The sequence below is a fragment of the Cohnella sp. GCM10027633 genome (assembly GCF_042675445.1).
GTDB lineage: Bacteria > Bacillota > Bacilli > Paenibacillales > Paenibacillaceae > Cohnella.
The window spans coordinates 578,968-591,305 of record NZ_JBHTGV010000002.1 but is presented as its reverse complement, the minus strand read 5'-3'; the positions used below and the strand labels follow the sequence as shown (position 1 = coordinate 591,305).

General features: G+C 59.6%; 9 protein-coding genes. 2 read left to right on the top strand and 7 right to left on the bottom strand.

Annotation, left to right across the window (positions count from 1 at the left end; genetic code table 11):
• The first annotated feature begins 348 nt into the window (after nt 1-348).
• Nucleotides 349-3,066 carry an alpha-mannosidase gene (locus ACFQZG_RS06960; protein WP_378150837.1) on the top strand — a complete coding sequence of 906 codons (2,718 nt, stop codon included), beginning with the start codon at nt 349-351 and terminating at the stop codon, nt 3,064-3,066.
• A 72-nt stretch (nt 3,067-3,138) separates the two neighbouring features.
• On the opposite strand, the gene ACFQZG_RS06955 is transcribed toward ACFQZG_RS06960, so the two are convergent.
• Nucleotides 3,139-4,173 (bottom strand): GNAT family N-acetyltransferase, encoded by a 1,035-nt coding sequence (locus ACFQZG_RS06955; RefSeq protein WP_378150836.1) that lies wholly within the window; start codon nt 4,171-4,173, stop codon nt 3,139-3,141.
• Between the two features lie 197 nt (nt 4,174-4,370).
• Here ACFQZG_RS06955 and ACFQZG_RS06950 point away from each other — a divergent pair, with 197 nt between their 5' ends.
• Nucleotides 4,371-4,787 (top strand): VOC family protein, encoded by a 417-nt coding sequence (locus ACFQZG_RS06950; RefSeq protein ID WP_378150835.1) that lies wholly within the window; start codon nt 4,371-4,373, stop codon nt 4,785-4,787.
• 76 nt (nt 4,788-4,863) lie between these two features.
• Here ACFQZG_RS06950 and ACFQZG_RS06945 read toward each other — a convergent pair whose 3' ends face one another.
• From ACFQZG_RS06945 to ACFQZG_RS06920, 6 genes are all read right to left on the bottom strand, one after another.
• Entirely contained in the window at nt 4,864-5,304 is a 441-nt protein-coding gene (locus ACFQZG_RS06945; RefSeq protein ID WP_378150834.1) for a VOC family protein, read from the bottom strand.
• A gap of 74 nt (nt 5,305-5,378) precedes the next feature.
• Nucleotides 5,379-7,190 (bottom strand): cache domain-containing sensor histidine kinase, encoded by a 1,812-nt coding sequence (locus ACFQZG_RS06940; protein ID WP_378150833.1) that lies wholly within the window; start codon nt 7,188-7,190, stop codon nt 5,379-5,381.
• Nucleotides 7,183-8,820, bottom strand: coding sequence for a response regulator (locus ACFQZG_RS06935; protein WP_378150832.1), 1,638 nt, complete (start codon nt 8,818-8,820; stop codon nt 7,183-7,185). Before ACFQZG_RS06935 ends, ACFQZG_RS06940 begins: the two co-directional genes overlap by 8 nt.
• 102 nt (nt 8,821-8,922) lie before the next feature.
• On the bottom strand, nt 8,923-9,768 hold the full coding sequence (locus tag ACFQZG_RS06930; RefSeq protein WP_378150831.1) for an NAD-dependent epimerase/dehydratase family protein: 846 nt from the start codon (nt 9,766-9,768) through the stop codon (nt 8,923-8,925).
• Between the two features lie 123 nt (nt 9,769-9,891).
• On the bottom strand, nt 9,892-10,704 hold the full coding sequence (locus ACFQZG_RS06925) for a polysaccharide deacetylase family protein (protein WP_378150830.1): 813 nt from the start codon (nt 10,702-10,704) through the stop codon (nt 9,892-9,894).
• 31 nt (nt 10,705-10,735) lie between these two features.
• Complete coding sequence (locus ACFQZG_RS06920) at nt 10,736-12,208, bottom strand: sialate O-acetylesterase (protein ID WP_378150829.1); 1,473 nt, start codon at nt 12,206-12,208, stop codon at nt 10,736-10,738.
• Nucleotides 12,209-12,338 lie beyond the last annotated feature (130 nt).

Below are 12,338 nucleotides of genomic sequence, written 5' to 3'. Positions count from 1 at the left end.
GAACGTACCGTCGCCTCACTCCCTTTTCCGCCGATTGATCGTGCCGTTCGCCATGCGCCTTGCTTCTGCCGGTCTGGATGCTCCTTCCTCAACCACCCCCCTTCGCGATCTCCGCTCGTTGTAAGGGCTTACAAAAAAGTGCATCTTGCATGAAAAGATACTATCGGATCGCGCGAAATTTGGATAGGAGACGTTCTTAAATTAAACATGGGATTCCTGTCCGGTTGCCGTCCGCGCACGCGCCAAGAACGCACCGTAAAGTTTGTAATTTCCTCATTGCCCGCGCGCGGAGCGTCCTATACAATAACCGCGTACCGCTTATTTCAACTATGGAAAAGAGGCCGCTTCATGAACACGCAACGACGGGTCATTCACGTCATCTCGCATACGCACTGGGACAGGGAATGGTACATGCCTTACGAGGCGCATCACGTCAAGCTGATCCAGACGATGGACGCCCTGCTCGATACGTTCGCGAACGATCCCGAATTCAAGAGCTTCTATCTCGACGGCCAATCGATCGTGCTGGAAGATTACTTGCAGGTGTATCCGGAGAAGAGAGAGCTGCTGCAACGATACGTCGCGGAAGGCAAGCTGTCCGCGGGGCCGTGGTACGTGCTGCAGGACGAGTTCCTGACGAGCAGCGAAGCGAACGTGCGCAACATGCAGATCGGCCACCGCGACGCCAAAGACTTCGGGCCGGTATCCAAAGTCGGCTACTTCCCGGATTCGTTCGGCAACATGGGCCAAGCCGCGCAGTTGCTCCGCCAAGCGGGCATCGACAACGCCGTGTTCGGCCGCGGCGTCAAGGCGACCGGCTTCAACAACTCGGTCGCGGACGGCGCGAGCCTGGAATCTCCGTTCTCCGAGCTCGTCTGGGAATCTCCCGACGGCTCGCAAGTGCTCGGCGTGCTGTTCGCCAACTGGTATAACAACGGCATGGAAATTCCTGTCGATCCGATCGAGGCCAAATCGTATTGGGATCATAGAATCGCTAGCGCTGCGCGGTATGCGTCGACGCCGCATCTGCTCCTGATGAACGGCTGCGACCACCAGCCGGTGCAGACGAACTTGTCCGAAGCGCTCCGCGTCGCCCGCGAGCTGTATCCGGAGCATGAATTCATCCATTCCAACTTCGACGATTACATGAAGGCGGTGCAAGCTTCGCTGCCGCCGAAGCTGAGCCTGACGGTCGGCGAACTTCGCGGACAGAAGACGGACGGCTTGTTCACGCTCGCCAATACCGCATCGGCGCGCGTGCCGATCAAGCAGCTGAACCAGCAGAACCAGACGCTCCTCGAGAAAGTCGCCGAGCCGCTGGCGACGCTCGCGCAGACGCAAGGCCAAACCTATCCGCACGCCTTGTTCGTGTACGCCTGGAAGACGCTCATGCAGAACCACCCGCACGACAGCATCTGCGGCTGCAGCGTCGACGAAGTGTACCGCGAGATGACGACCCGGTTCGCCAAGAGCATGGAAGTCGCGAAGGCGATCGCGGTCGAGAGCGCGTCCGCCGTCGCCGGCTGCGTCGACACGTCCGCGTTCGAAGCGTTCGGCGCGGGGGCTGCTCCGTTCGTCGTGTTCAACACGAGCGGTTACGACGGTTCCTCCGTCGTGACGGTCGACGTCGAGCTCTCTCGCCGATACTTCAAGCAGAGCGAGAATCCGGTGGCCGTGTCGCAAGAGGTGCGGGATCGCACGCATGGCAAGGGTCGCTTGGTGAACGAGCGCGGCGAGACGGTCGTCTGCGGCGCGGAAGATCTCGGCGTCCGCTTCGGCTACGACTTGCCGAACGACAAGTTCCGTCAGCCTTACTACTGCAGAACCATCCGGCTGACGTTCGAGACCGCTTCGCTGCCGGGCATCGGCTACGCGACGTACGCTTGGGTACCGGACGCGAACGCCGGCGCGAATTCGGAAGCGGTATCGTTGGTGACGGGAGACGCGACGCTGGAGAACGAGCGCTTGCGCTTGTCCGTCGGCGCGGACGGCGGCATCACGCTGCTCGACAAGCGCAGCGGCCAGACGTTCGAGGGCCTCGGCCATTACGACAACACGGGCGATATCGGCAACGAGTATATTTTCGTGCAGCCGAAGGGCGACGCGCCGATTACGACGAAGGGCAAGCCGGCCGACGTTCGGGTCGTCGAGGATACGCCTTACCGGGCGACGATCGAGATCGCGCGGACGCTCGATATTCCGGTATCCGCGGACGACAAGCTCGCCGAAGAGATGAACGCGATGACGTACATTTACGAGCGCGAGGCCGGCCGTTCCTCGGAGACGGCGCCGCTTCGGATCGTCACTCGCGTATCGCTCGAGCGCGGAGGCAAGGGCGTGCATGTCGGTGCGACCTACGACAACAAGTCGAAGGATCATCGCCTGCGGGTGCTGTACCCGACCGACGTCTCCGCGACGACGCACCACGCGGATTCGATCTTCGAGGTCGCCGAGCGCCAGACGACGCCTTCCGCGGAATGGCGCAATCCGAGCAACGCCCAGCACATGTCGAACTTCATCGACGTGCACGAGGCGAAGCGCGGACTTACGATCGCCGGCAAAGGCTTGAACGAGTACGAGGTGCTGCAGGACGGCCGCAACACGATCGCCGTCACGATCCTTCGCTCGGTCGGCGAGCTCGGCGACTGGGGCGTGTTCCCGACGCCGGAGGCGCAGTGCCTCGGCGTGAACACGGTCGAATGGATGATCGTTCCGCACGCCGGAAGCGATCGCGTAGAAGCTTACCGCGAAGCGCACCGTTACCCGGTACCGGTCACCGTCAGCCAGACGGGCGTTCACCCGGGTACGCTGCCGCCGAGCCACGCTTTCCTGCAATGGCAAGGCGAAGGCGTGCTGTTCTCGAGCCTGAAGACGAACGAAGAGCGCGGCGATTGGATGGCGCGTTGGTATAACGTCACGGACGACGCCGGCGAGGTTCGGTTCTCGTCCGCGAAGGGCGGCGGCGCGTACGTCAGCAACATCATGGAAGACGAGGGAGATGCCTCCGAGGGCGGACGCTTACCGGTCGGTAAGTACGGCATCGTCACGGTAGGCTTGCGGGGGTAATAGGAATAAAGCCAACGGGATTCGTTCCGTTGGCTTTTTATTTAACTGCTAGACTTCCGAAGATCATCGCTTCTATTCTCGATTATCGCTTATCGCTTCCTTCACCGTTTGCAGTTCGGCGACTATCCGATACGAACCGCGAAGCGGCACGTAGCCTAGACTACGGTTGATTCGCAGAATAGGTAAGTTATGCGAATCGTTGTCCGTTTTCAAGTACGAGGCGCCCAACTGCTTCGCGAGTTGAACCGCGCGAATTTTCAAAGCCCTCGCTATCTTACGGCCTCTATAGTCGAGACGCACGCCGGTGTACTCATGGTACATGCCGTTCGTCGCCGTTTTATACGGGATATTCGATACCGCAACGCATTGATCTTCCTCGTTCAGGGCCAATAATACGCACTTGGGCGTATAACCCTCAACCTGAAAGTACCATTTGCGCCAATCGTCGATGTTGGGCACTTCCCCCGTAAAACCGGGAATATCCCGCGCCGTCTCCGAAAAGACTTCATATAGTTTCCGCTCGTTCTCTTCCGTTGCCCCTACTTCCGCCAACGTTGCGAAACGGATGCCTTCCCTCGCCAGTTCCTCGAACAACTGGGTCTCTCCCAACAAGTCGGGACGCGCGTCCGCAAGCTCAAGCACGGACTGGAACGAATGCCTCTCGATCTTGAAGCCTCTGCGCTCTACGAAAGTCCGTGCTTCAGGATTGTCGTCCCAGATTTCCGAAACCATCATCGATGCGCCCAATTGCTCTCCCCATTGCAGCGCATGCTTCAATAGTCTCTCTCCTATGCCACGGCCTCGGTACGTCTCTTCCACGATAATCGTATTGTTCAGATATCCAGGTTCGGTCCAAGGCGCGCGCCACGACCACACGTAGCCAACGATTCGATTCTCCGCGGTAACCGCAACGTATCGCGTCCGGTCATAGCCCGCCAGCAGTCCATTGCCGTCCATATAGGTGTCGCCGACTTCGAACAGATGCGCGTCGTCCTCCTCAAGCCGTTGCGCCGTGACCGGCTCGGACCAGAACGCGTTCAGAAGCGCAGCTAATCCTTCGTAATCTTCAGGTACCGTCAGCGGGCGCAATGCGATTTCATTGGACATCGTCGCTTCCTCGTTTCTAGTATTTCTTATGGAAATAATACCAATATTGATGTACGGTAGATAGGTAGAAAACAATTTAAACACATGCGTTGCACATAAAAAGCCGCAGTAGACCGATTAATTTCCGGATCGGCTTTCGTCTATATTAACGTAGGCATCAATAGCAACTAACCAATTCTACGATGAGGTGTTTAACAATGGCATTAATGTCCACGTTCACGAGCCTTAATCTGCCTGTAAACAACGTAAAACAATCGAAGGCGTTCTTCACCGGACTCGGATTCGAGCTCAACCCGCAATTCCCCGATAGCGAGAATTCGGTAGCCATCGTGATCGGCGACAACCTGCAGGTCATGCTGATCAATCAAGCATTCTTTAATACGCTCACGGAGAAGGAATCCGTCGATACGAGCAAGTATGCGCAGTTGACGATTGCATTGGCCTTCGAGAGCCGGGAAAAGGTGGATGAAATCGTGAATGCCGCGGTGTCCATGGGCGGGAAATTGCACGCTGAACCTGAAGATCATGGGTTCATGTACCATTGGGGATTCGTAGACTTGGACGGCCATCTGTGGGCAATCAACTGCATGAACGCGGATGCAGCCCAAGAGTAAGGATTACGGAGAGCGCGCTCATGCTTGGATGAACGAGGAAGACGCCGGGCACCTTCCCCGGCGTCTTCTTCGCGATTCAAGGCTGCCAAGCTTCCCAAAGGTTTCCGTCAGGATCGGCGAAAGTAATGTTGGGTCCGCTCGTCATCCGTTCGCCGATCATATTCACTCCGTTTGCCTGGAAACGTTCGCGCAATTCCTCGATTCGCGGGGTGATGAAGCAGGCGATCGCATGGGGTTTGCCGCCGTCCAATGACCACGAGAAGCGCAGTCGGCCGCCTTCTTCGTCCGATTGGTGAAGGAACAGCGCCGGTACGACTTGTCTTAAACCTGGCGAAGGCAAGTTGCCGTCGCGATCCGGTACGTTCATAACGGCCATCGTCATCCCGGGCTCGATACGGTCGCCGGCTGAAGGTTGGTACCCTAGATTCTTCTGATACCACTGAATAGACGCGTATACATCGCTTACCGGTACGTAAATACAAGTAACCCCCGTAATGCCTTCCAGTCGCTCTTCCACTTGAATGCCTCCCCGTTTTAACCCATCTCATTAAATCCGCTAATAATCTTCGTTGCGGTACGTGCGGTTACCTCTCACATCGTATCCAATTCCCGCCCGTCCGGGCGCTCCTCGGCGTTCGGGCCTTGAATCGGGTGGCGGATCGTAATCTTCGTCCCCATGCCGTCGCCCGTCTCGACCTTCAGCTTGTAGTTCGCGCCGAAGTACAGCTTCAGCCGCTCGTTGACGTTGCGCAAGCCGACGCCTTGGCGGCGCGTGCTCTTGCCTTCCGCCGGCTCCTCGTCGAGCTGCTTCAGCACGTGCTGCGGAATGCCTTTGCCGTTGTCCGTAATCTCGATGACGATATCCTGATCCTCGACGTACCCCGACAGAATGACTTTGCCCTTCTCGAAGTTGTCGCGGATGCTGTGCTGGATCGCGTTCTCGACGAGCGGCTGCAGCAGCAACCGCATGAACGGCATCTCGAGCGTCTCCTCGTCGAAGAAGTACAGCACCCTGAGCGGCCTGCCGATGCGCGCCTGCTCGATCTGGACGTACGCCTTCACTTGCTCGACCTCGCGGCCGACCGTCGTAATATCCTTCCCTTGGTTGAGGCTAAGCCGCAGCAGGTTGCCGAGCGCCGATACCATCTCTCCGATATCGCTTCGGCCGTGATTTTCCGCTTTCCAGCGGATCGATTCGAGCGTGTTGTACAGGAAGTGCGGGTTGATCTGGTGGCTGAGCACCTGGAACTCCAGCTCCTTCTTCTTCCGCTCGGAGCGCGACGTCTGCTCGATGAGCGCCTCGATCTTCTGGATCATGTTGCCGAAGCCGCGGTACAGCCAGCCGATCTCGTCGTTGCGGCTCGACATCGGTACCTTGTAATCGAAGCCGCCCTCCTCCATTTTCCGCATAAGACGCACGAGCCGGACGACCGGATCGGTAAAATGAAGGGTAATATACACGACGACGCCGACCGAGCATATCAAATAGATGACGAGGAACACGATCAGCAGCCGGTTAAGCTCGTTGATCGGATGCGTCAGCGTGTGCAGCGGCGTCATGCTGACGATCGTCCAGGGCTCGCTGTCCATGCGCAAGTACGTGATCAGCTTGTCCTCGCCGTCGAAGCTGAGCGTCTCCGTTCCTTCGGCCGCGACCTCGCGCAGCTTCAGGAACTTCTTCGAAGGAACCTCTTGCCCCGTCCACTCGTTGTCGAACGAATCGTACAGCACTTGCCCGTCCTTGCCGACGATCAGGAACTTCTGCCCGACCATCGTATCGGACGGACTGAAGAAGCGGCGCAGATGGTCTTCGCCGAAGTCCGTTACGATCAACCCGCGCGGCGTGCGGTCGTACAGTCCGGTGAACCGCTTGACATACGAAAGCAAAGGCCGCCCGTACAGCCCTTGCCCCGGCATCGATAAGTGCCACGTCGGTACCGCGCTCATCGCGGCATCGACGAACCACCGTTCCTCGGCGATCTCGATCGGCTTCGCCAGCGTGTTCATGTAAGACGGATACAGATCCGGCCGCATCGGGTACACGTTCACGTCGGCCGAATCGATCGTTCGCTTGCGCGCGTACATGAAGGAGACGAGATTCGTCGCCAGCTCGTCCTCCTCCAACTCCGATTGGGGCGGACGCTCCAGCAGTCCTTGCAGCTCCTTGTTCCCGATCAGGTCGTTGATCTGGTCGTTCACCTGGCTGAGATACGTTTCGAAGTTCGCTTTTGCCTGCTGCAAATAGCTCATCGAGAACGTCGATGAGCTATTCTGTATGCCTTCGATCGATTTGTTGTACGCGTAATACGCGAACAGGATGAACGGGACGATCGTGATGGCGAAGAAGATGAGAATCATTTTGTTGCGGAAAGAAGATACGAGCCTTAAGGAGGCTTTATTCATCGGCGATGCCCCTCTGCCTCCGGTATTCCTTCGGCGTGAAGCCGGACTGCTTCTTGAACAGCTTCGTGAAGTGGACCGGATCCTTGTAACCGACTTGGTACGAGATTTGGTAAATCTTATACTTCACGTCGCCGAGCATTTCCTTCGCCTTCATGATGCGGACGTCGGTCAGATACTCGAGGAACGTCTTCTTCTTCTCCTTCTTGAACAGCTTGCTGAGCCATACCGGCGTCACGTGCACCTCGTCCGCGACGATCTGCAGCGACAGGTTGTCGGCGTACCGCTTGCGGATGATCTTCTCCGCTTCGAGCACGATCTGGCTCGGCGAAGCCGTCAGCTTGCGGAAGTCGGCCGCGATCGCGAGCAGATAGCTCTCCGCTTGCTCGCGCAGCGATTGCAGGTTGTCGTACTGCTCGAGCTGCTCCCAGATCGCGATCGGATTGCGCTCCCAGCTCCGGTCCGGCCACCCGGCCGCCGCGGCGCCGCGGAAGATGCCCATCAGCCACTTGAACATCTGCTGCTGAATATCCTTCAGATGAGGCAAGCCCCACGACTGCACCATGCCGACGAATTCTTCCATCGCCGCGACGATCTCCTCGTCGGTGCCGTACTTGACGAGATCGAGCAGCTCGCTCGGCTCCTCGATGGACAGCTCCGACGTTTCTCCGTCCAGGTCGAGCCCTTGCTCGGTGAACAGCCGGTTGCCGCCGTACACCGCCTTCTGCTCCAGCAGCTCTCCCGACTCGACGTACAGCTCGTGCAGGTGCTTCAGATCGCGCGGCGTGCAGCCGATGCCGACGCTCGCCTTCACCTTCACGAACTCGTTGATCCGGCGCAAGCACACTTGCGCGACCGAGACGGCTGACGGCACTTGATCCTGGGTTCGGCAGCCCAGCACTGCTACCCAGCGCTGGGCCGTGTCGGTGAACAGCACGAACGGGCGGTCGAACTCCTCCGTCAGCGTCTGGTTGACGACGTTGCCGATGCCGAACAGGACGAGGTCCTTCTCGTTCGACAGCCCGCGCTGGTTCGTGATCGCCTTCAGGTCGTCGACCTCCACGAGCATGAGGAGTGTCGGCTGCTGCGACATCCAGTCAAGCTTCAGCGCCTGCAGCCTGTGGGAAATGCGCGTCTCGCGGTACGGATCGTATTCGTGCTCCGCGATTTCCCGCATGAGCTCTTCCCGCAGCTTCGGCACAGCGAACTGCACTTGGTTCTTGAGCTGCGCCTGGTTGTGCAGATCCATTCTCTCTTTATGAATCTGCTCGGTCGCCTTGCGGACGATGTCGCACAGTTCGTCCGTGTTGATCGGCTTCAGGATGTAGTCGAGCGCGCCGAGCTGCATCGCCTGCTTGACCAGCTCGAAATCGTCGTAGCCGCTGATCAGCACCGCTCTCCACGTATAGTCGGCCGCTTCGCCCAGCGCGGCGAGGAAGTCCAAGCCGGACACCCGGCTCATCTTGATATCGGTAACGATCAACTCCGGCATCTTGTCGAGAGCGATCTCGAGCGCCGTATCCCCGTCGTCCGCGACGAACACCTCTTCGATTCCGTAATCCGCCCACGGAATCCGCTTGCGCAAGCCTTCGCGAATTTCGAACTCGTCGTCTACGATCAATGCTCTCAGCATGCCGTCACCTTCCCGTTATGAATGTACGAAGACTGCCGAACGTTGTTGTACATCCATCATAACGGAACGGAGTTTAAGATTGCACGGGGGCATTCGCAAACTTTATAGGGCATTCTTAAATTGTTCCCACCGGTATTGCGGCTCCCACCCGAGCACTTCCTTCGCCCGCGCGTTGCTGACGACGGCTTGCCGGCCCTCGAGCGCGCTCCGGCGTTCCGCCGTCTCCGGATAGAATTGCTCCGCCAGCTTCTCGGACGGCCAATCGCTAAGCGTATCGTCCGACGTGATATTAAGCGCGTGGTATCCGCCGGCATCCGAACGAAGCGCGGCCAGCGTTGCCGTCGCGGCGTCCCGGATGTCGATGTAGCTCCACATCGTATGCTTGTATCTGCCCGGTTCTTGCAGGTTCAATCCCGCGTAGTCGTTCGGCGCGTAGATCGTCGAATAGCGCAGCGCCATCACCTGCATGCCCGTGCGCCGGTGGTACATCGCGCCCGTCTGCTCGCCGACCACCTTGGACAGTCCGTAGCATTCGTGGGGCAACGTCCGGTGCTCCTCGTCGATCGGGAAGTAGTCCGGCGCGAACGGCTTCGGCGTCCAAGCGAAGCCGTAAGCCGATTCGCTGGAACCGATGACCGCCTTGCGGATGCCGAGCATGGACGCCGCTTCGAGCACGTTGTACGTCGCCATGACGTTGTTATCGAAGATATAGTCGTGCGTGTAAATAATCGGCGCCGGAATCGCCGCCAGATGAACGACGCCTTCCGCACCCTGCATGGCGCTGGCGACGTGGCCGAGATTGGACATGTCCACCTTCACTTGCCTGCACGACAAGCGGTCGGACCGCTTCTCGTCCAGCGATACGACCTTATAGCCTTGGCGCTGCAGCTCCTCGACGACCCATACGCCGAGCTTGCCGCTGCCGCCCGTAACCGCGATTGTACTCATCTGTCCTTCTCCTCCTCAAGCCTATTCGTATAGGCGCCTCTATCTTAAGTTCGGAAGAGGGGAGGAACAAGGAGGCGATCTTAAACAATGGCGAGCATTCTTAGCCGATCGCGGAAGGAGGCGTCAACGCCCCCGGTCCGTCAACCGAACCGTCGCGCCGCCCGGGATCACGACCGGTTCGCCGTCCGCGGATACCCATGCCGGAATCGCCGACGGATTGTGGACGAGATGGCCGGTCGCGGAGAACCGCAGCCGCTTGAGCGCGTCCGCGTATTGAACGATCTCGATGTTCGTCGCGTACCAGACGTCGTCCCGGCCGCCGACCAGCTCCCCGAACCGCTCGAACGAACCCCAGTCGTTCTCCCGCTCGAACTCCGCGCTGTGGCCCCAGACGTACAGCAGCGACAGATGCGGATACTTCGGCTGCTCGGACGTCCACCGCTCCGCGTGTGGGAGCATGTCGTGATGGTGACAGGTAGGCGACCAGAGCAGCGGATGGTCCGGCATCGCGAACTTGCCGTGGCTATCGACCGTCCGGCCGTATTCGAAGCCAAGCGTCTCCAGCATCGACACGACCGATGCATCCTTCGAGCCGAACGGGTAAGACATGCCGCGCACCGGGTAACCGGCCAGCTCCTCCAGCGCGATCCGGTCCTCCAGCATCTCGCGCGCCGCTTGCTCCTTCGGCAGCTGCGGCAGGAACGGATGGGTGACGGAATGCGCCGATATTTCGTGGCCGGCGAATAAGTCCGCGACTTCTTCCGCCGCGAGGTAATTCGGTGTGCCGAGCTTGCCCGAGTTCAGGTGGAACGCGCCCTTAAGCCCGTATCGGTTCATCAAGTCCACCAGTTGCCGATCGTAGACGAGGCCGTCGTCGTAGCTTAACGTCAACGCCTTGCGATGGCCCCCCGGGAATCGATCCAATGTCACTCTCATTCGCGCGGTCTCTCCTCTATCGTAAGTTCGATTAGCGATCCGAGCGGAACGGCGCCGCAGGTAAGCCGTTCCCGCCGAATAGCGTGACTTCCGGCCAGCTTGCCCAAGCGTACCGGACGGCGGACGGCGCAGGAACGGCGGTGCTGCTCGCCTCGACCGCGCCGCCGACGATCTTCGCCTCGGCGGGTACGAATCGACCGTCCGAACCGGCGATCTCGAAGCCGAGAAGTTCGCCGCCCGGCGCGACGAGTCCGGACTCCGCATGCGCGAAACGCACGATCGCCTTGCCTCCATCGATATCCAGCTCCCGGAACATCGGTCCGTAGCAAGAGACGTCGCGGCCGTATACTTCGCCCAGCGCGATGCCCGCGAGACGTTCCCCGACCGGCCGCTTGTTCTTCGGATGGATGTCGAGCTCCTCGCCGCAATCCAAGATGACGGCCATGAACGCGTCCCGAACTTGCTCCGTCACGCGTTGCTGCGCTTCCCTCAGGTTCGGCCAGTTGAACGTGTCGTGCTCGCGATCGGTGCCGTCCCCGTAGCCCGGCAGTTGCACGAACAAGAACGGCAGCGATTCGTCTCCCCAATCGGCGCGCCACTTGGCGATCATGATGCCCAGCAGCTTGTCGTACGTCCCCGCCCGGTTCGCGTCGCTCTCGCCTTGATAATAGATGAAGCCCTTGATGCCGTAAGGAACGGTCGGCTCCAGCATCGTGCCGTACAATCCGTTCGGGCGCAGGAAGCTGCGCTCGCTCATCGGCGGCGGCCACGGGAAGTAGCCAAGCTCCTCGCCCTTATAACCGGCTTGCTCCTTCCTCACGAACTCGTCGACCTGCGCTTGATATTCCGCTTCGAGGCGCTCGACGTCCCCCGGACCCTGCGCGGCGATCGTCCCCCGGTACTCGTCGAGATAGACGCGCAGATCGGGATCGCCCGCGATCGATTCCTCCGGCACCCAGCAAGATGCGGACGTACCGCCCCAGTTGCAGCCGATGATGCCGATCGGCACGTCAAGAGCCCCGATAAGCGTCCTGGCGAAGTGGTACCCGACCGCCGATATCTCGCTCGCCGTCTCCGGCGTGCAGACGGTCCATGCGCCCGCGTGCGCTTGTCCGTCATCGTAAGCGACGCGCGGCACATCGTAGAAGCGCAGCGTCGGCCAATCGGCCTCGGCAACCTCCCGTTCCGGATTCGCCGAAACCGCGATTCGCCACTCCATGTTCGATTGGCCGCCCGCGAGCCAGACGTCGCCGACAAGGACGTCGCGAAGGACGATCCGGTCTTCGCCGCCTTCCGCGACCAACTCGAAAGGCCCGCCGGCATGCAACGCCGGCAGGCTGACTTTCCATTCTCCGTTCCGTACGACCGTTCGCGCGGAGACGTCTTGGCAACGCACCGTTACCTCGACGCCGTCCGCGCCCGTTCCCCAGACCGGAACGCTCCGGTCTCTTTGCAATACCATATGATCCGTGAATAAGCGATTCAATGCCAGTTTATCGGACACGCCCATGACCACCTTCGTCTCGTATTCTGATCTGATGGTGTCATACTTTGCGCGCCGTGTCCATCCTCGAATGAAGCCGTTTTCTTATGCGGAATTGACAGCTATCGCCTAACCTGCGCTCTCGCGTGCC

Excerpts from the sequence above, each read along its gene's own strand:
- ACFQZG_RS06960 (WP_378150837.1), top strand. The coding sequence starts at position 349 with ATGAACACGCAACGACGGGTCATTCACGTCATCTCGCATACGCACTGG.
- ACFQZG_RS06955 (WP_378150836.1), bottom strand. The coding sequence starts at position 4,173 with ATGTCCAATGAAATCGCATTGCGCCCGCTGACGGTACCTGAAGATTAC.
- ACFQZG_RS06950 (WP_378150835.1), top strand. The coding sequence starts at position 4,371 with ATGGCATTAATGTCCACGTTCACGAGCCTTAATCTGCCTGTAAACAAC.
- ACFQZG_RS06940 (WP_378150833.1), bottom strand. The coding sequence starts at position 7,190 with ATGAATAAAGCCTCCTTAAGGCTCGTATCTTCTTTCCGCAACAAAATG.
- ACFQZG_RS06935 (WP_378150832.1), bottom strand. The coding sequence starts at position 8,820 with ATGCTGAGAGCATTGATCGTAGACGACGAGTTCGAAATTCGCGAAGGC.
- ACFQZG_RS06930 (WP_378150831.1), bottom strand. The coding sequence starts at position 9,768 with ATGAGTACAATCGCGGTTACGGGCGGCAGCGGCAAGCTCGGCGTATGG.
- ACFQZG_RS06925 (WP_378150830.1), bottom strand. The coding sequence starts at position 10,704 with ATGAGAGTGACATTGGATCGATTCCCGGGGGGCCATCGCAAGGCGTTG.